The sequence below is a fragment of the Microbacterium sp. Kw_RZR3 genome, from assembly GCF_029222405.1.
Taxonomy (GTDB): domain Bacteria; phylum Actinomycetota; class Actinomycetes; order Actinomycetales; family Microbacteriaceae; genus Microbacterium.
Window position 1 is genome coordinate 1 of record NZ_JARHXC010000229.1, and the last position, 17,657, is coordinate 17,657.

The following is a 17,657-nucleotide window of genomic DNA, read 5'->3' on the forward strand; positions in this document are numbered from 1 at the left end:
GCGTCTGGGTGCGGACCCCGAGCTTCTGAGCGATGTTCATCGCCGAACCGTCCGCCACCATCGCCCAGTTCTCGCCGAGCAGGTAGCTGGTCACCTCACCCACCTTGACCACGGTCTGCGCGTCGAACCACTTCTGCGCCTCGTCGGCCGTCGCGAACACCGCGACGGTCTGCATCTGGCCGGACGCACCCGTGCAGTCGATCGACGATGTGGCGAGCGAGAGACCCGAGTCCTTCGGGTCCGTGCAGACGCCACCGGCCGCCACGAACGCGTCGACGACGGCTCGCGCGGTATCGAAGCTCGAGGCGTTCGCGTCGTCGATGTCGGCGGCGTAGTCGTCGAGTTCGTCGTCGATGTCATCGTCGGCGTCATCCGCCTTCGCGCTCGCCGACGCGGCCGACGGCGCAGCCTGGTCTCCCGTCGACGGAGCCGGGCTCGAGCATCCCGTCAGCCCGAACGCCGCGGCGGCCACGATGATCGAGGCTCCCAGGCCCCAGGCGGTCTTCTTCTCCAGCAGCATGCGCACGTGATTCCTCTCAAGGGGTGAAACGAGCCGCGGACTCTCCCGATCCGCGGTCGTGAGCCGATGCTATCGGCGGCCCGACGCCGGTCTCGGCGATCGCCGTGTAACGATTCGACGGCGCCGTTCCTCGCACTACGCTCGAAGGGATGCCTTCCGCCACCCCCGCGCCTCTCCCCCGGACCCGCGGATGAGCGGCGTCCTCACCGGTTTCGCGGTCGTCGGTCTCGCGGTCGTCGTCGGATACGTGATCGCTCGGATCGACCTGCTCGGGGCGCACGCGCGTCCCGTCCTCAGCCGGTTGACGTTCTTCGTCCTCTCGCCCTTCCTGCTTTTCACCGTGCTGGCGACGGCCGACGTCGGCACCCTGTTCTCCGCTCTCCTCCCCGTCTCGATGATCACGGCGGCCGTGATCATCGGCATCTACGCACTCATCTCGGCCGTGATCCTCCGGCGGCGCGTCGGCGAGACGGTGATCGGTGCGCTGTCCGCCGGGCAGGTGAACAGCAACAACATCGGCATCCCGATCTCGCTCTACATGCTGGGCAACGCGGCGTACTCCGCTCCGGTGATCCTGTTCCAGTTGCTCGTGCTGATGCCCATCGCCCTGTCGATCCTCGATGCCGCGACCTCCGGCTCGCGATCGCCGTGGCGCATCCTCCGACAGACGGCGAAGAACCCGATGCTGATCGGCTCGGCTCTCGGGGTGCTGGTCGCCGTTCTCGACATTGATCTGCCGCCGATCGTCTTCGACCCGCTGCATCTGATCGCCGGCGCCTGTGTGCCGGTACTGCTGATGAGCTACGGAATGTCGCTGTACGGCCAGCGCGTGCTGACCGAGCCGGGTCGTCGCCTCGACGTCATCCTCGCCTCGGCGTTAAAACTCGTCGCGATGCCCGCTCTGGCGTGGGCGGTCGCCACGTGGTTCGCATTGCCCGCCGACCAGGTCTTCGTCGTCGTCGTGCTTGCGGCGCTGCCGACCGCACAGAACGTCTTCAACTTCGCGCAACGCTACGGCGTCGGCGAGATCCTCTCGCGGGACGTCGTCTTCATCTCGACGTTGGGCTGCCTCCCCGTCCTTTTCGCGGTGGCGCTCCTGCTCGAGCACTCCCCCGCCTGAGATCACCCGCCGATCCGCGTACCGGTCCGTGTCGCGCGGTCTGACCCTCGGGTCTAGGGTGAATATTGTTCCCAGCATTCACACAGAAAGGGGCGTCATGTCGTCCACCACCAACCCGGCCGTCGGCGCCGTGCGCACGGCGCTCGGCATCAGCGGCGCACTCTCCCTCATCATCGGTCTGCTGATCCTGCTCTGGCCGGGTCGCACCGCGGAGATCGCCGTCGGCATCATCGCGGTCTACGTGATCATCGCGGGCCTGGTGAACATCGGCATCGGCCTGTTCTGGCGCTCCGGTTGGGCCCGCATCGGCTACATCGTTCTCGGCGTGCTCTTCATCGTCGCGGGCGTCTTCTCGTTCGCGAACCTGTCCGCGACCACCGCGTGGTTCGGTGTCTTCATCGGCACCCTCGTCGGCATCCTGTGGATCGTGGAGGGCGTCGTCTCCCTCACGACCGTCGGCCACGGGTCGAAGGCGCGCGCGTGGACGATCTTCTTCGCGATCGTCAGCATCCTGGCGGGCGTCGTCCTGCTGTTCTCGCCGCTCCTGGGCGCCGTGACGCTCTTCCTGCTGATCGGCATCTCGCTGGTCGTGCTCGGCGTCTTCCAGATCGTCCGCGCGATCCAGTTCGGCAAGGCCGCGTAACCCCGACGTCTCGTCACCCCGACGAGGAAGGGGCCGGATGCCATGGCACCCGGCCCCTCTCGTGTGTCAGGCGATCGGTAGATACCTGCTCCACCAGTCGAGTACCGCGTCAAAGCGCTGGACGCGATGCTGGGGGCGACCGCCGCGCGTGAGCTCGTGATCCTCCCCGGGGAAGATGAGCATCTCGGCCTCGGTGCCCTGCCGCTTCAGCGCCGCGTAGTAGCGCGTCGCCTGCTCGAGCGGGCAGCGGAAGTCGAGCTCGGAGTGCAGCACGAGCGTGGGCGTCCGCACCTGATCGACGACGGCCATCGGACTCTGCGCCGCGATCTGCGCGGGGTCGGTGCCGACGTACTCCTGCCCGAAGAACGAGCCGATGTCGCTCGACCCGGGGAAGGCGGTCGGGTCGAGGAATCCGCGCTCCACGATCGCACCGGCGAAGCGGTGGTCGTGGGCGATCACCCAGGCCGTCATGTACCCGCCGTACGAGCCGCCCATCACACCGACACGGTCGCCGTCCAGGCGCGGATCCGCGGAGACGACGCCGTCGAAGAAGTCCATGACGTCGAAGTAGTCGAGCGTGCCCATCCGCTGCCGGATCGATCGCCCGTGCTCCCGGCCGTAGCCGGCGCTCCCGCGCGGGTTGCTGTAGACCACGGCGTACCCGGCGTCGACGAGCACCTGCGTCTCGTCGAAGAGGTGCACACCGTACGACGCATAGGGCCCGCCGTGGATCTGGAGGATGACCGGGAACGGCCCCTCCCCGTCGGGAACGGCGACCCACCCGTGCACGGGGTAGCCGTCGCGGCCGGCGATCTCGTGCTCGACCGGGATGACGACTCCGCGCTCACGCGCCGCCGCACCGAAATCGGTCACGGCACGCATTCCCGCGACGGCATCCACGACGACGAGCTCGCCGAACGACTCGGGAGAGGCGACGGATGCCACGACCCGGCCGTTCGCCGCGGCGTGGCCGGTGGCCTCGAGGTCGCCCCCGAGCAGTTCGACGACGTCGCCTCGGCGCGTGACGCGCAGAAGGCGGAGGCGACCGCGGGTGCGGTCCTGCACGATCGCGTCGTCGCCGTCGAAGGAGATGTGGCTGCCGCCCTCGCCGAGGTCGATCGTCTCGGGGTCGGTGAGCCGACGCGGGCCCGCAGCCTCGAGCGCGAAGAGCGCGATCCCGGGGGCGACGAAGTCGACGCCCTCGGGACCGACGTCGTTCGCGAGCACGAAGACGGTGCCGTCGGGAGCCGTGGCGACCTCGGCGATCGAGAGATCGGCCTCGCGCCCCAGCACCTCGCGCTCGGCGCCGTCCTCGACCGAGACGGCGATGAGCCGGTCGCGCAGGTCGCGCCGATCGGTCTCGATGACCTCCGGCACGCTGAGGAGCTCGGCCCCGTCGCGCGTCCACACGACGCCGTTCCAGCTCGTCTCGCCGTGGGTGAGGCGGAGCGGCTCCGCGGCGACGACGCGCTTCTCGGCCGCATCGAGCGCCGGCGCCGGCGCGTAGAACGGCTCCGCGTCGGGCGAGGGCGCCTCCACGACGAAGAGGTGGGTCGGACGGTCGAGATACCCCAGCCCGTTCGCGTGCCAGCGGATGCCGGTGATCCGGCGCGGCGGCTCGGCCGCGGCATCCCGTCCCTCGACGGTGCCGTACCGGCCGGGCTCGGGGACGCGCGCGGCGAAGGCGAGGCGACCGCCGTCGGGCGACCACGCGAGGTCGGTGACTCCCCCGGCCTGGTCGGTGACCTGGACGGGCTCGCCCCCGGTCGCGGCGACGACTAAGACCTGGGCGCGACCGCGATCGTCCGCGCGGAGGAAGGCGATCGTGCTGTCGTCGGGCGAGAGCCGCGGCGAGCGGTCGGCGACCCCGCGCGTCAGACGTCGCGGACGCCCGTCGGGCAACTCGACGCGCCAGAGCTGGCCCACGCCGCGATCGGCGGCGAGATCGGGCCGCGAGGTGGCGAAGACGACGAAGCCGCCGTCGGACGAGAGGGTGGGACGTCCGACCGAGATCAGCGTCTCGATGTCGACGGGACGCATGGTCACTCGCCTCCGAACGAGCCCGTGTCTCCGACGAGGCGGGTGTTGTCGGCCGGCACCGGATCGACCGCCGCGCGGGCGACCTCGGCGGCGAACTCCGACACGTTGTAGAGCTTGCCGGCGTCCTCGCGGCGTGCCGAGATGGCACCGGGATTCGCCCGCTCGAGGAGGGTCGCCGTGATCGTGCCCTCGATCATGTCGCCCGAGACGACCGTGAAACCGATGCCGCGCTCCTCGAGAGCGGGGATCTTCTCGCGCAGGGCGTCCTCGCCGGCACGCTTCGACAGGGCGACGGGCTCGTACTCGGGCATCGTCGGGGTGGTGCGGATGAAGTGCGCCTGGTGGCTGGTGACGAAGACCACGCGCGCGTCGTCCTTCAGAAGCGGCAGAGCCGTCTCGAGCACGTTGACCTGGGCGTCGCGGTTGAGCTGCAGCGCGTAGTCCGCGGCCATGCCCGACTCCATCCCGCCGGAGGCATTCAGCACCAGAATGTCGAGACCGCCGAAGGTGCGCTCGACCTCGTCGAACATGGCCTTCACCGACTCGGGGTCGGTCAGATCGGCGCCGACGACGAGGGCCTCGACGCCCAGCTCGCGCAGCTGCGTCGCCAGCTTCTCGGCGCGCGGGGCCTTGTTCCGGAAGTTGATGACGACGTTCGCGCCGGCCTCGGCGAAGTAGCGGACGGTGTCGGCACCGATGCCGCGCGACGAGCCGGTGACGAGGGCGGTCTTGCCGCTCAGGGAGCCGGAGGGAAGGGTCTGGGACACGGATTCTCCTGACGATTCGTGATCGAGCCGCGCGCCGACGAGGGCACAGGCGACCTTCCCACCCTACCGAGCCGGGCCGCCTCTGCTCCGGGGTGCCGCCGCGTCACGAGCGTGTCGGATCACCGTGCTACGTTCGGCCGCGGAGGCCCCGTCATGATCCGCTCTCTCGCGCCGCGTCATCCGTACTTCGCCGCAGGCGATCCCCCGAGGGTCCTCGCCCATCGTGGCCTGGTCACCTCCGACGCCGCGGCGCTGGGAATCGTCGACAACTCCTTCGCGGCGGTCGCCGAGGCCCACGCCGCCGGCCTCGTCTACGTCGAGTCCGACTGCCATCTGACCGCCGACGGCACCGTCGTCCTGTTCCACGACGACGATCTGGAGCGGGTGACCGGCGACCCGCGCCGGATCGCCGACGTCCGGCTGCACGAGCTCGAAGAGGTGATGTCCGACCGGGGCGGGCTGATCACGCTCGAGCAGGCGCTGGAAGCCTTCCCCGAGACCCGCTTCAATCTCGACGTCAAGGCCGAGGCGGCAGCTGACCCCGTCGGTCGTCTCGTGGCCCCCCAGGCGCATCGGGTGCTTCTGACGAGCTTCTCCGACGAGCGGCGGCGCCGAGCTCTCGCCGCCGCCGCGAGAGCCGGTGCCGCCCTGGCTCCCGCGACCTCGCCCGGTTCGGCGACGGTCGCCCGGATCGTCGCCGCCGTGACGACGGGCATCGCTCCCCTCGCGCGTCGGGCCCTCCGCGGGATCGACGCCCTTCAGATTCCGGAGCGACAGGGCCGTGTGCGGGTATTGTCCCCTCGGCTGGTCGAGGCCGCGCACGCGGCGGGTGTCGAGGTGCACGTCTGGACCGTCAACGACGTCGACGACATGACGCGTCTCCTGGATGCCGGCGTGGACGGGCTCGTGACCGACCGCGGCGACGTCGCGCTCGAACTGGTGAACGGCCGCTGAACACCCGGGGTCCTGAGCATCGCCTGTGAGTTCTGCGAGCACGCGCTCATTTCGAATAAAGCGCACAGGTGCGGTCGTTATACATGGGGACCGACGAGAGGACCACACAATGGCAGATCGCAGTCTTCGAGGCATCCGACTCGGCGCACAGAGCCTTCAGAGCGAAGACGGGGTCGTTTTCCACGACCGCGCGCAGCACACCTACTCCTGCAGCACCTGCGGGCGTGACACCGTCCTGACCTTCGCGGCCGACGCCGAGGTTCCCCAGTCCTGGGAGTGCCGCACCTGTGGTGCAGAGGCACTCCTGCGGATCGGTGAGGGCACCGCGACCGTCGACCACAGCGACGACAAGGCTCCGCGCACCCACTGGGACATGCTTCTGGAGCGCCGCACGATTCCCGAGCTCGAGGAACTGCTCGAAGAGCGCCTCGCGTTCGTCCGCGCACGCCGCGGAGCCGGGGATCAGAAGATCAGCGCCTGACGCTGACCGAAGAGTTCAGACGCCGGCCCCCTCGGGGGTCGGCGTCTTCCTCTGTTTCCGCGACCGCAGCGCCACCGACAGCCCGGCGACGAGCACCGCGACGAGCGACCCGGCGCCCAGCACGATCTTGACCGCGGGGCCGATGACGACGGCCGGCGTCAGACCCGTGCGCAGGGGAACGTCCGTGAGCATGTGCCCGGCGACGTCGACCGGGAGCTCGGCGAGCGTCGCCCCGTCGGGGGCGATCACCTGACTCGTACCGACGGTCGAGATGTTCACCACCGAGCGACCCGTCTCGATCGCGCGCATCCGGGCGAAGGCGAGCTGCTGCAGGTTCTCGTCCGTGCCGCGGAAATCGGCATTGTTCGTCTGGAACATGTAGACCTCGGCGCCGTCGTCGGCACCGTCCCACACGACGTCGTCGTAGATCACGTCGAAGCAGATCGCGAGTCCCACGCCCACGCCGTTCAGATCGATCAGCGGCCGTGCGGTGCCCGGGGTGTACTCGCGGCCGATCAGACCGATGAGGTCGGGGGCGAACGGCTCCCAGAACGCCCGGTCCGGCACGTACTCGCCGAACGGAACCGGATGCCTCTTGTCGTACGTCTGCTCCGGCCCGCCATCGGCCGTCCAGAGCAACGACGAGTTGAAGAGCTCGGTCCCCCGCTCGGTGACCGCCGACACGATCAGAGGCGCGTCGACGCGTCGGGACAGCTCGTCCAGCACGGCGGCGGTCTGCGACGAGGTCGTGGGGTCGGAATCGACGCCACCCTCGGGCCACAGGAGCACGTCCATGTCCTGGCCGAAGAGCGGGGCGGATGCCGCGAGCTGGGCGTTCAAGACGGCGCCCCGCGCGCGCTGGTCGAAGTAACCCGCGGGCCCGTTGCCCTGCACGGCGCCCACGCGCATCGAACCGGCATCCGTCGTGGGGAACTGCGGAAGCGCGACGAGGACGACGAGCAGCACGGCCGCCGGCACGGCGCGCCGCAGATCACGGACGCGCCCGGCCCGGACGAGCTCGATCACCGTCGCGCACAGCATCACGACGAGGAAGGTCAGTCCCGACATCCCGACCCACGACGCGACCTCCGCGAACGGGCCGTTCACCTGGGAAACGCCGATGCGCCCCCACGGGAAGCCGCCGTACGGCCACGATCCGACGATCTGTTCGCGGAGGGTCCACAGGCCCGCGACGAGAGCGGGAAGCAGGACGAGTCGGCCGACGAGGCCCGGCACCACCCGCGGAAGCCAGCGGTACGCGAGAGCGATGGGTATCGCGAACACCGCGGTCAGCAAAGCCTCGAGCGTCGAGAGCGCGATCCAGGGAATGGGACCGAGGTAGCGCGCCGTGAAGAGGAGGTTGACCGAGAAGAACGTCGCTCCGAAGAGGAGACCCACCAGCACCGCCGCCCAGAAGCGTCGCCCGGCGAGAGCCACGAGGGCCATCGCCACGGCGGGGAAGGCCATCGGCCACCACGCGAGCGCGGGGTACGCCGTGACGAGCAGGAGGCCCGCGGCCGCGGACAACGGCGCGGCGATCGCCAGTGGGACGATCGGTCGCGGCGACACGGCGAGGGGCACCCTCCCAGCCTAAATCGCCGGAATCGTCCCCGCGCTCAGGTGACGTGTGCGCCCGAGGCTCACGCGGAGGTGTAAGCGACGATCCCGCGGCGCACCGCGTCGAGCGCCGTTCGCGCGGTCTTGGCGAGCTTCGGTTCCGCGACGAGCGAGATCTGGTCGAGCAGATCGATGGTCTGCTTGGCCCAGCGCACGAAGTCCCCCGCGGCCATGTCGGCGAGCGTCAGCACGCTGTCGAGCGGCAGCCCCTTCGCCCACGCGTGCATCGCGGGCGCCAGGCCCGAGGCGGGCGACTCCGACCCCGGGAGGCGGTGGTCGCGTTCGAGGTCGTCGAGCTCTTGCCAGAGCGTCTGCGTGGCATCCAGTGCCCCGCGGAAGGCGCCTCGGGGCAGCCCCCGCTCGCCCGGTCCGGCTTCGTCGCGTCGCGGCTCGTAGACGAGGCAGCAGGCGAGCGCCGCGAGCGAGGGAACGTCGAGGTCGTCCCACAGGCGCTGGCGAAGGGATTCGGCGACGAGGAGATCGCGCTCGCCGTAGATGCGCCGCATCGTGCGTCCCGCCGGAGTGAGGACGGTCGATCCGTCGTCGTCGGTGGACACGTACTCGAGCGTCGCGAGGACCTCGACGACCCGGTCGAACACCCGCGCGACCGTTCCCGTGCGTTGATCGATCTGCTGACGGGTCTTGTCGGTCGTTCGCTTGAGCTTCCAGTAGCGCTCGGCCCACCGCGCGTGCGACTCGCGGTCAGGACACGAATGGCACGGATGCCGCTGCATCCGGCGGCGGAGGGACTGGATCTGCTGCTGGCGCTCGTCGCGCAGGCGACGGGGGGCCGTGGCATCCCGTCGATTGATCTTCTCGAGATCGCTCAGTTCGCGGCGGATCGTGGAGTACTCGCGGAAGTCGCCGCGGTCGCACGTCATCGCGCTCTCGTAGCCGGCGAGCGACTCCTCCGCCTCTTTCACCTGTCGAGCGAGGCCGACGACGGATCGGTCGGCCTGGAACTGGGCGAACGACGACTCGAGGATCTCGCGCGCGCGGGACCGCCCGAACTGGTCGATGAGGTTGACCGCCATGTTGTACGTCGGCCGGAAGCTCGAGTTGAGCGGGTACGTGCGCCGCGAGGCGAGGGATGCCACGGACTGCGGGTCCAGGCCCTCGGTCCACTGCACGACGGCGTGCCCCTCGACGTCGATCCCGCGCCGGCCCGCCCGCCCGGTGAGCTGGGTGTACTCCCCCGACGTGATCGCGACCCGGGCCTCGCCGTTGAACTTCTCGAGCTTCTCGAGCACCACGGTGCGCGCGGGCATGTTGATGCCGAGAGCGAGGGTCTCCGTGGCGAAGACGACCTTGACGAGTTTGCGCCGGAAGAGCTCTTCGACGACCTCCTTGAACGCCGGCAGGAGCCCCGCGTGATGCGAGGCGATGCCACGCTCGAGGTTCTCCCGCCACTCCCAGAAGCGCAGGACCGCAAGGTCTTCGTCCTTCAGGGTGAACGTGAGCTCGTCGACGATCTGCCGGATCTCGACACGCTCCTCGGCCGAGGTGAGCCGGACGTTCGCGCGGCGCAGCTGCTGCACGGCGGCGTCGCAGCCCGCGCGACTGAAGATGAAGAAGATCGCCGGGAGCAGATGGTTTCGCTGGAGGAGCTCGACGACCTCCGGACGGTCGATGCGCTCGATGCGCGGCCCCTGCGACGCACGAACGGGTTTGTGCCCACCGCGACGCTGGTGCGCGTGGCGCGGACCACCCGCGTGACGCTGCGAGCGGTACTCCTGGGCGCGGCGGTTGTTCTCGTACCCTCCGGCGTTGCCGCCGCGGATGCGGAGGAGCTCTTGATTGACCTGAGCCGTGGCGACGCCCGCGCGATCGTCGAAGAGAGGCAGCAGATCGCCGCGCACGAGGACGTGCTGTTCGAGCGGCACGGGCCGCGTCTCGGAGACGATGACCTCCGTGTCTCCGCGGACGGTGTCGAGCCAGTCGCCGAACTCCTCGGCGTTGGAGACCGTCGCCGACAGCGAGACGAGCTTCACCGACCGCGGGAGGTGGATGATCACCTCTTCCCAGACCGCGCCGCGGAAGCGATCGGCGAGGTAGTGCACCTCGTCCATGACGACGAAGCGGAGGCCGCGCAGCGCCGGGGAGTCGGCGTAGAGCATGTTGCGGAGGACCTCGGTCGTCATCACGACGATGCGCGCCGAGGCGTTGATGTTCGTGTCGCCGGTGAGTAGTCCGACCTCGTCGTCGCCGTAGACCTCTTGGAGCTCGTGGAACTTCTGGTTCGACAGGGCCTTGATCGGGGTCGTGTAGAAGGCCTTGTCACCGGGTTCGAGCATCGCGAGGTGGATCGCGAACTCCCCCACGATCGTCTTGCCTGCACCGGTGGGCGCCGCGACGAGAACGCTGCGCCCGTCCTCGAGGGCGTGGCATCCGGCGATCTGGAAATCGTCGAGTTCGAAGCTCTGCGCCTCGGCGAAGTCGGCGGTGTGAGGGTGCGCGGAGCGGGCCGAGGCCCGCGCGAAGCGATCAGCCGGGCTGAGTCCGCTCACGCGGTCGGTCCCAGCAGGCCCTCAGCGGCCATTCGGCGCGCCCTGCGGCGGTCGAAGAGCATCGACACACCGGCCGCCGCGAAGAACAGGACGACCAGGATGCCGGCCAGCATGAGCATGCTGACGATATCGGCAGCCGGGGTGGCCAGAGCGGCGAACAGCGTCGCGATGAGGACCGCGACACGCCATCCCTTGAGGATCGCCTTGCCGCTCATGACGCCGGCGACGTTCAGGGCGACGAGGAAGACGGGGAGCACGAACGCGACACCGATGACCAGCATCAGCTTGAAGACGAAGTCGTAGTACTCGTTCGCGTTATAGAGGTTGGCCGCTCCCGTCGGCGTGAAACCCCACATCAGCTGGATCACATGCGGGACGATCAACACACCGACGTAGCACCCGCCGAAGAACAGGGGCACGGCGGATGCGATGAAGCCGATCGTGTACCGGATCTCTTTGCGCGTGAGGCCGGGCATGATGAAGGCCCAGATCTGCCACAGCCAGATCGGCGCCGACAGGAAGATGCCGATCGTGAAGGCGATGCGCATGCGCAGGTCGAACGCCGACGTGACCGCCGTGAAGTTGATGGCCGAGAGGTTGTCGCCGCGCTGAGCGGCGATCTCGCGGACGGGGACGGTGATCCACTCGATCACCGGCGAGGTGATCGCGAAAGCGACGATCATGCCGACGATGAGCGCCGCAGCGGCGATCATCAGGCGCTTACGTAGCTCGATGAGATGGGCGCCGATCGACATGCGCTTGTCGCGCCGCGGTCCTTCCGGAACGTCGATCCGCGGGGGTCCTGCCGTGGTCACGCCTTAAACAGAGGTGTCGTTCGGCTTGCGCTGCTCGGGGGCCGCGGCCGTGGCCGTGCCGACCTCGGTGGCGCGCGTGGCATCGGTGTTGCCGGCATCGACCTCGTCGTCGCGCTTCATCTCTTTCATCTCGTTCTTGAAGACACGAGCGGACTGCCCCACGCTCTTCGCCAGCGCCGGGAGCTTGGTCGCGCCGAACAGAAGGAGAATGACCGCGAGAACGATCAACAGGTGTACTCCGGTGATTCCCTGGAACATGATGACTCCTCGTCAGTCTCGGGGGTGGTCGTCAGTCTAACCCGCACAGGTGCACGAAAGCCCGGATCACGGGCAAGGTTCACCCCTTCGATCAACTGGCGTACTGGGCGAGACCGGCTGCAGCCCAGGCGGCGGCAGCCCGTCGAGCCCCTTCCGGCTCGAGCAGCTCGACGTCACCGCCCCGTCGCGCGGCCAGTCTCTTCAGGCTCTGCTCGTCGGCCAGGCGCAGCGACGCGATCGATGCGTCGCCGTCGTCGGCGATGTCGGCGCGTTCGAGGTAGTCCGCGAGCAGCGGAGCGACCTCGCGCGGGAAGCGGAATCGGGCGACGACGTCGTCGTCCGCGGGGGCGAACAGATCGGGGACGGGGTCAGCACCGTGCTCCGCGGGGATGTCGGTCAGCACGGGTTCGCTCACCCGGTCGAGGTGGAACGTGCGTACGGCCTGCCGCGTGTGGCACCAGCCCTGGAGGTACCACTGATCGTTCGCGATGTGGACCTTGATCGGGTCGACCGTGCGCAGAGTCGGTCCCGCACCCGGAGCTCGATACGTGAAGCTCACCGCGACCCGGGCGCGCAAGGCGCGGTCGACGACGTCCCGCACCCCGTCGACGGGTCCGGGGGCCACGATCACCGGCGGCGGGGTCGACGACGCGCCGCGCGAGAGCTTCGCCAGCAGACCGGTGACGAGTTCGTTGTCGGCGACGCCGGGAAGAGTGCGCGCGAGCTGGAGGCCGGCCAACAGCGCGGCGGCCTCACGGGCGGTCAGCCGCGGAGATCGCTCCAGCCCGACCGTGTTCGTCATGGCGATGATGTCCTCGCGTTCGAGGAGATCCCAATCGATGTCGAACAGCTCGTTCGGTAGCTGCCAGTAACCGCGCTCGCCCGGCAGCCCGATCACCGTCAGCCGTTCGACCATGGCGCGCATCTGCGCGGGGGTCACATCGAACTCCTCCGCCGCCTCGGCGACCGAGACCTCGCCCTTGCCGATCAAATACGGCACGAGCTGCAGGAGCAGCGCGGCACGGTCCAGCGCCTGCAGGGGCCTCTCGGCGGTCATGCCGCACCCCCGTGCAGCGCGAGGGTGGCTTCGAGCCGACGAACGACCTCGTCTCGCAGGCTCGCCGGCTCGACGACGCGGACCTCCGGTCCGTACGACGCGAGCTCGTCGGCGAACACGTGCAGGTCGACGAACGGGACGATGACGCCCTGCGGAGCCGGCAACGCCCGACGCGCGAGCCGCAACGACGCCTCGGTGCCGGGGTGCACTTCGAGGAGGGCACGCTGACGGCTCGCGACGTCGCGGAGTCCGGCCAGAGCGCGTTCCCCCGCGCCCTGGCGCAGAGTCGGCGAGAACTTCTCGCGGGTCACGACCACCTCGCCCACGACCCGGGAGAGCAGGAAGGTGCGATCGGCATCCATCGTCAGGTCGAAGCCGAACACGTGCCAGCGAGCCTCGTATTCGACCAGCGCGAGGGGGCGGATCCGCCGCTCGCGCGGACGGGGCTCACCCGGGCGGAGGTACGAGAACGTGACCACGCGGCACTCCTCGATCGCCCTCTGGAACGTCGGGAACGACGCATCGCGGACTCTGATACGCGGCGCGTAGCCGATGATCGGCTCGTCGACGGCGATGCCGAGCGCGCGGATCTTGCGCAGACCGCTTCGCGCGTCGGCCGAGAGCGACTCGCTGCCCCAGACGTCGCCGGCGATGTTGAGCAGTGCGATCTCGGCCGGGCTGAACGAGATGTCGTCGGGGAGCGCGTACTCCGCCGTCGGCACGCGGTACCGCGCTTCACGCAGGTCGTCGGGATCGGCTCGCTCGCCGATCGTCTCGATCGGGATACCGAGACCGCGCAGGTTCTCTTTGTCGCGCTCGAACATCTTCTCGAGCGCGTCCTTCGACGCTCCGGCTTCGAGCTGCTCACGGTACCCGGCCACGGAGGAGAGGATCGTCTCTTTCGTCAGCCCCTGCTCGGTCGCCATGAGGGCGACGACGAGGTTGACCAGTCGCTCCTCGGGAGCGCTTCTGGAGCTGGTGGCGGGCACTCGCCCATCCTAGGCGGGGAGGGGACGACGGTCCCTCCCCGCAGCGCGATCGAGCGCCGCGATCGAGCGCCGCGATCGCGCGCCGCGATGGCGCGACGGCGAACGGGGCCGCGCGGACGAATCGCCTCGGGCCGGGTCAGCCGACCGTGCCGAGGATGTCGACGACGTAGACGAGGGCCTTGTCGGCGGGCGCGCGCAGCGCCTGCTGGTCGGCCGAGGTCTGGTCCGAGGGAACGACGACGAGGACCTGCGATCCCACCGTCTGCCCCTCGAGCGCCGAGGCCAGGGAGGGCGGCAGCTGGGATGCGGTCGCCTGGCCGGGAGCACCGTTCTCCCAGGTCGAGAAGAAGGTGGTCTTGGCACCCCAGGCGACACCGAGGAGGTGGATCATGACGTTCGAGTCCGCCGTCAGCTCCTCGCCGTCGCCCTTCTTGAGCGTCTCGGTGCGCACGTCGGTCGGCGCATCGTTCTGCGGGAACGAGACGCCCGGCTGGCCGCTGGGGGCGCGCACGACGGAGGGCATGCCGGTTCCGGCGTTGAACTGCTCGACGCCGTCGGCGGCGGGCAGGAAGACCTTGCGCACATCGAAGACGAACACCGCCGGAGCGCCCGCCGTCAGGCCGAGACCCTGGGCCTGCTCGGCGGGGATCGTGTCACTCGGAAGCGCGACGGCCACCCGCGAGCCCTCGGCCGCACAGTGCAGGAGTTCACCCACGCCCGGAACGTTCTTCTCGAGCTCGAGCAGGGTGAGCGGCCGGGAGAAGTCAGCGGCGTAGGGGGTCGCGATCGCCGTCTCGCCCGTCGCGGCGTTGACCACGGTCACATCGAGGAAGGCCTGCTGGCCCGCCTCGGTCAGCTTCTCTCCATCGCCCTGAACGAGCGTGTCGACCGCCGTCTGCGTGGGGAGGTAGGGGCTGCGCAGGTTCACCGTCGGCGCGGTGCCCACGTCGCCCGGCGCCGAGATCGCCGCGGACAACGCGGGGTCGGCGGTCGGGGTCGGGCACGAGGCGCCGGCGGAGGCGGAGCATCCGACGAGACCGAATCCGGCGAGGGCGGTCACGGCGACGAAGGCGGGGAGTCTGCGCACCGGAACAGTTTAGGGCGTCGCGTCCGATGAATCCGCCGAGGGCGCTGGGAGGTCCTGGCGCCGACGCACCCCGTCGGCCGCCTTCTGCGCCTCGCGCACGCGCTTGCGGAGGTTCTTGTCGGTGATCTCGCGATCACCGACAGCCCCCGGCGTCCACAGCTCCACGTCCTCGTCGCCGTAGCTCGACTTCGACGCGCGCCGCTTGACCTCGGGCGGCACGGCGCCCGGCGCGAGCCGACGCGCGGTGAGGAGGAAGCCCGTGTGCGCGATCATCCGGTGATCGGGGCGGACGGCGAGACCCTCGACGTGCCACCCGCGGACCATGGTCTCGGACGCATCCGGATCGGTGAACAGACCCGTCGCGCGGATGTACTCGGCGACGCGGCTGAGCTGCGTGGCGGTCGCGACGTAGCAGAGCACCACTCCGCCGGGTGTGAGGGCGTCGGCGGCGACGTCGATGCACTCCCACGGCGCGAGCATGTCGAGCACGACCCGATCGACGGACCCCGGCTCGACGGCGGTGGGAAGGCTCTCGACGAGATCGCCCACGACGACGTCCCACGTCGAGGGAGGGGCACCGAGGAAGGTCTCGACGTTCGCGCGAGCGACGTCGGCGAACTCCTCCCGACGTTCGAACGACACGAGGCGCCCCGCGGGACCGATCGCCCGGAGCAGCCAGAGCGACAGCGCACCGGAGCCGACCCCGGCCTCGACGACGGTCGCCCCGGGGAAGATGTCGGCCGCCGAGAGGATCTGCGCCGCGTCCTTCGGGTACACGATCGCCGCCCCGCGGGGCATCGACATGACGAAGTCGCGCAGGAGCGGACGCAGCGCGAGGTAGTCGTGCCCCGCGCTGTTCGTGACGACGCTTCCGTCCGGCTCGCCCACGAGCAGCGAGTGCTTCAGCACGCCGTTGTGCGTGTGCAGCTCACCGTCCTCGCGCAGGGTGATCGTGTGCAGGCGCCCCTTGGGGCCGGTCAGCTGCACGCGATCGCCGACCCGGAACGGGCCGCTCAGGTGCGGGGTCTCACTCATCGGGTCTCCTGCGGGGTGATGGTCGAAGCGGTGGGGAAGGCGGGCGTCTCGCGCCGCGAGGAGTGGAGCGCACGGAGGTCGGCGGTGGTACGACCCTCGAGGGTCGGCCAGAGCGCGTCGGCGCCGAGACCGTCGAGCGGAACCATGAGGGGCACGCCGAGGGATACGGCGCCGCTGGCGAGGGCCGAGCGCAGCCCGTTGGGCGAGTCCTCGATTGCCACGGCGTCGGCGACGTCGACGCCGAGCGCGGCGCACGCCTGGAGGTAGGGGTCGGGATAGGGCTTCGGGCGCTCGACGTCGTCACCGGCGACGACGACGTCGAAGGCCGGGAAGTCGATCAGTTCGGTCACCGACAGGGCCATCCGCCGCATCGACATGGTCACGAGGGCTGTCTTCACCCCGTTCGCGCGGAGGTCGGCGAGGAGTTCCCGCGCCCCCGGACGGAACGGGACGCCGACCACGGAGAGCTGACGCAGCACCTCGTCCGTGAGGTACGCGATGATCTCGTCGACGCCCCAGGGCACGCCCGCGTTCTGCAGCAGGCGGGCCGAATCCTCGAGGGCGAGGCCGACCATGCCGAGCGCCTGCTCGTGCGACCACGTTCCCCCGAAGCGCTCGACCAGGGGCGTCTCGGCGGCCATCCAGAACGGTTCCGTGTCGACGAGAGTGCCGTCCATGTCCCAGAGGACGGCGGCGGGCGCGGAAGAAGTCATCGTTCCATCGTATCGAGCGCGCCCCGCCGCACCGCTCCCCCGCGAGCGCATGCGCCTATCCTGGAACCCAGCCCTTCCCGGGGCAGAGGAGGTCGCGTGGACGCACTGGGTCGCCGGATCATCGTCGCCGCTTTCGACGGATGGAACGACGCGGGAGAGGCGGCGTCCGCCGCCGCGAGTCTTCTGCGCGCCGACACCGAGTACGAAGTGGTGCACACGGTCGACCCCGAGCTCTACTTCGACTATCAGTACACACGTCCGCAGATCGGACTGGATGCCGAGGGCCACCGCACCCTCACCTGGCCCGAGGCGCGGCTGCTCCGCCCGGCTCATCGGTCCGACGACGCGGAGATCTGGCTGCTCGTCGGGGTCGAACCCGCGCGCGCGTGGCAGGCCTTCGCCGCCGAGTTCATCGACGTCGCCCTCCGCGAAGACGTGACGGGGTTCGTGGCGCTCGGCTCGATGATGTCCGATGTGCCGCACACGCGCCCGATCTCGGTCTTCGCCGGCAGTGACAACGAGGGCGTCCGTCAGGCACTCGACCTCGAACGGAGCCTGTACGAGGGTCCGGTGGGCATCCTCAGCGCGATCGGACACGCGGCCGAGGGGGTCGGCATCCCGACCGCCAGCCTCTGGGCGAGCGTGCCGCACTACGTCGCCGGTCACACCCCGTCACCGAAGGCGACCCTGGCGCTTCTCGACCGCCTGCAGTCGATCACCGGCATTGAGGTTCCGCGCGGCGACCTCGCCGCCGAGGCCGTCGCGTGGGAAGCGTCGATCGACGCGGCAGCGGCCGACGACGAAGAGATGAGCGAGTACATCCGCCAGCTCGAGCAGACCCGCGACACGTGGGACTCCCCCGAGGCTTCCGGCGACGCGATCGCCCAGGAGTTCGAGCGCTATCTGCGCCGCGGAGGCGACGGGCCGAGCAAGCCCGGTCGCGACGATCCGCCGCGCCGCTGAGCTCAGCCGCACGGGCGCCCGGTCCCTTCGACGGGCTCAGGGACCTCGCACCGACGACACACGGACCGAACCGAGGTGGCTGAGCTCGTCG

The 17,657-nt window shown here is 69.9% G+C and carries 17 protein-coding genes; 5 read left to right on the forward strand and 12 right to left on the reverse strand.

Going from position 1 to position 17,657, the window contains the following annotated elements:
• Positions 1-526, reverse strand: a 526-nt coding sequence (locus tag P2P98_RS12880) for a hypothetical protein (RefSeq protein WP_275800307.1), incomplete at its 3' end; no start/stop codon positions are given.
• Between the two features lie 184 nt (positions 527-710).
• Between P2P98_RS12880 and P2P98_RS12885 the strand changes: the two genes are divergently transcribed.
• Both P2P98_RS12885 and P2P98_RS12890 read left to right on the forward strand, forming a co-directional pair.
• Complete coding sequence (locus P2P98_RS12885) at positions 711-1,640, forward strand: AEC family transporter (RefSeq protein WP_275800309.1); 930 nt, start codon at positions 711-713, stop codon at positions 1,638-1,640.
• Positions 1,641-1,737: 97 nt separating this feature from the next.
• Positions 1,738-2,283, forward strand: a complete 546-nt coding sequence (locus P2P98_RS12890) for a DUF308 domain-containing protein (RefSeq protein ID WP_275800310.1) — start codon at positions 1,738-1,740, stop codon at positions 2,281-2,283.
• A 66-nt stretch (positions 2,284-2,349) separates the two neighbouring features.
• Here the strand turns inward: P2P98_RS12890 and P2P98_RS12895 are convergent, their stop codons facing one another.
• Together P2P98_RS12895 and P2P98_RS12900 are read right to left on the reverse strand one after the other, a co-directional pair.
• On the reverse strand, positions 2,350-4,323 hold the full coding sequence (locus tag P2P98_RS12895; protein ID WP_275800312.1) for a S9 family peptidase: 1,974 nt from the start codon (positions 4,321-4,323) through the stop codon (positions 2,350-2,352).
• Positions 4,324-4,325: 2 nt separating this feature from the next.
• Positions 4,326-5,090, reverse strand: coding sequence for an SDR family oxidoreductase (locus P2P98_RS12900; protein WP_275800314.1), 765 nt, complete (start codon positions 5,088-5,090; stop codon positions 4,326-4,328).
• 153 nt (positions 5,091-5,243) lie between these two features.
• Between P2P98_RS12900 and P2P98_RS12905 the strand changes: the two genes are divergently transcribed.
• Together P2P98_RS12905 and P2P98_RS12910 are read left to right on the forward strand one after the other, a co-directional pair.
• A complete protein-coding gene (locus P2P98_RS12905) occupies positions 5,244-6,044 on the forward strand; it encodes a glycerophosphodiester phosphodiesterase family protein (RefSeq protein WP_275800316.1) in 801 nt (266 codons plus the stop codon).
• A gap of 109 nt (positions 6,045-6,153) precedes the next feature.
• The gene (locus tag P2P98_RS12910; protein WP_058597908.1) at positions 6,154-6,525 is read left to right on the forward strand and encodes an RNA polymerase-binding protein RbpA; all 372 of its coding nucleotides are present in this window, start codon (positions 6,154-6,156) and stop codon (positions 6,523-6,525) included.
• A 15-nt stretch (positions 6,526-6,540) separates the two neighbouring features.
• Here the strand turns inward: P2P98_RS12910 and lnt are convergent, their stop codons facing one another.
• The 9 genes from lnt to P2P98_RS12955 form a co-directional block, all read right to left on the reverse strand.
• Positions 6,541-8,106 (reverse strand): apolipoprotein N-acyltransferase, encoded by a 1,566-nt coding sequence (lnt, locus tag P2P98_RS12915; protein ID WP_275800318.1) that lies wholly within the window; start codon positions 8,104-8,106, stop codon positions 6,541-6,543.
• Positions 8,107-8,165: 59 nt separating this feature from the next.
• On the reverse strand, positions 8,166-10,649 hold the full coding sequence (locus P2P98_RS12920) for a DEAD/DEAH box helicase (protein WP_275800320.1): 2,484 nt from the start codon (positions 10,647-10,649) through the stop codon (positions 8,166-8,168).
• Entirely contained in the window at positions 10,646-11,404 is a 759-nt protein-coding gene (tatC, locus tag P2P98_RS12925) for a twin-arginine translocase subunit TatC (RefSeq protein WP_275800333.1), read from the reverse strand. Before tatC ends, P2P98_RS12920 begins: the two co-directional genes overlap by 4 nt.
• A 63-nt stretch (positions 11,405-11,467) precedes the next feature.
• Positions 11,468-11,722, reverse strand: coding sequence for a twin-arginine translocase TatA/TatE family subunit (gene tatA / locus P2P98_RS12930; protein ID WP_058597911.1), 255 nt, complete (start codon positions 11,720-11,722; stop codon positions 11,468-11,470).
• Between the two features lie 91 nt (positions 11,723-11,813).
• Entirely contained in the window at positions 11,814-12,779 is a 966-nt protein-coding gene (locus P2P98_RS12935; RefSeq protein WP_275800322.1) for a WYL domain-containing protein, read from the reverse strand.
• Positions 12,776-13,768, reverse strand: coding sequence for a WYL domain-containing protein (locus P2P98_RS12940; protein WP_275800324.1), 993 nt, complete (start codon positions 13,766-13,768; stop codon positions 12,776-12,778). Before P2P98_RS12940 ends, P2P98_RS12935 begins: the two co-directional genes overlap by 4 nt.
• A gap of 136 nt (positions 13,769-13,904) precedes the next feature.
• Positions 13,905-14,855, reverse strand: a complete 951-nt coding sequence (locus P2P98_RS12945) for a hypothetical protein (protein WP_275800326.1) — start codon at positions 14,853-14,855, stop codon at positions 13,905-13,907.
• A 9-nt stretch (positions 14,856-14,864) separates the two neighbouring features.
• Positions 14,865-15,890 carry a tRNA (adenine-N1)-methyltransferase gene (locus P2P98_RS12950; RefSeq protein ID WP_275800328.1) on the reverse strand — a complete coding sequence of 342 codons (1,026 nt, stop codon included), beginning with the start codon at positions 15,888-15,890 and terminating at the stop codon, positions 14,865-14,867.
• Positions 15,887-16,603 carry an HAD family phosphatase gene (locus P2P98_RS12955; RefSeq protein ID WP_275800330.1) on the reverse strand — a complete coding sequence of 239 codons (717 nt, stop codon included), beginning with the start codon at positions 16,601-16,603 and terminating at the stop codon, positions 15,887-15,889. Before P2P98_RS12955 ends, P2P98_RS12950 begins: the two co-directional genes overlap by 4 nt.
• Before the next feature lie 96 nt (positions 16,604-16,699).
• Here P2P98_RS12955 and P2P98_RS12960 point away from each other — a divergent pair, with 96 nt between their 5' ends.
• Complete coding sequence (locus P2P98_RS12960) at positions 16,700-17,566, forward strand: PAC2 family protein (RefSeq protein ID WP_058597917.1); 867 nt, start codon at positions 16,700-16,702, stop codon at positions 17,564-17,566.
• Positions 17,567-17,657: the final 91 nt, after the last annotated feature.

Bases quoted from the DNA above. Each gene is read 5' to 3' on its own strand.
- P2P98_RS12910 (WP_058597908.1), top strand. From the start codon at position 6,154: ATGGCAGATCGCAGTCTTCGAGGCATCCGACTCGGCGCACAGAGCCTT.
- P2P98_RS12895 (WP_275800312.1), bottom strand. From the start codon at position 4,323: ATGCGTCCCGTCGACATCGAGACGCTGATCTCGGTCGGACGTCCCACC.
- P2P98_RS12890 (WP_275800310.1), top strand. From the start codon at position 1,738: ATGTCGTCCACCACCAACCCGGCCGTCGGCGCCGTGCGCACGGCGCTC.
- P2P98_RS12905 (WP_275800316.1), top strand. From the start codon at position 5,244: ATGATCCGCTCTCTCGCGCCGCGTCATCCGTACTTCGCCGCAGGCGAT.
- P2P98_RS12955 (WP_275800330.1), bottom strand. From the start codon at position 16,603: ATGACTTCTTCCGCGCCCGCCGCCGTCCTCTGGGACATGGACGGCACT.
- P2P98_RS12935 (WP_275800322.1), bottom strand. From the start codon at position 12,779: ATGACCGCCGAGAGGCCCCTGCAGGCGCTGGACCGTGCCGCGCTGCTC.
- tatC (WP_275800333.1), bottom strand. From the start codon at position 11,404: ATGTCGATCGGCGCCCATCTCATCGAGCTACGTAAGCGCCTGATGATC.
- P2P98_RS12885 (WP_275800309.1), top strand. From the start codon at position 711: ATGAGCGGCGTCCTCACCGGTTTCGCGGTCGTCGGTCTCGCGGTCGTC.
- tatA (WP_058597911.1), bottom strand. From the start codon at position 11,722: ATGTTCCAGGGAATCACCGGAGTACACCTGTTGATCGTTCTCGCGGTC.
- P2P98_RS12950 (WP_275800328.1), bottom strand. From the start codon at position 15,890: ATGAGTGAGACCCCGCACCTGAGCGGCCCGTTCCGGGTCGGCGATCGC.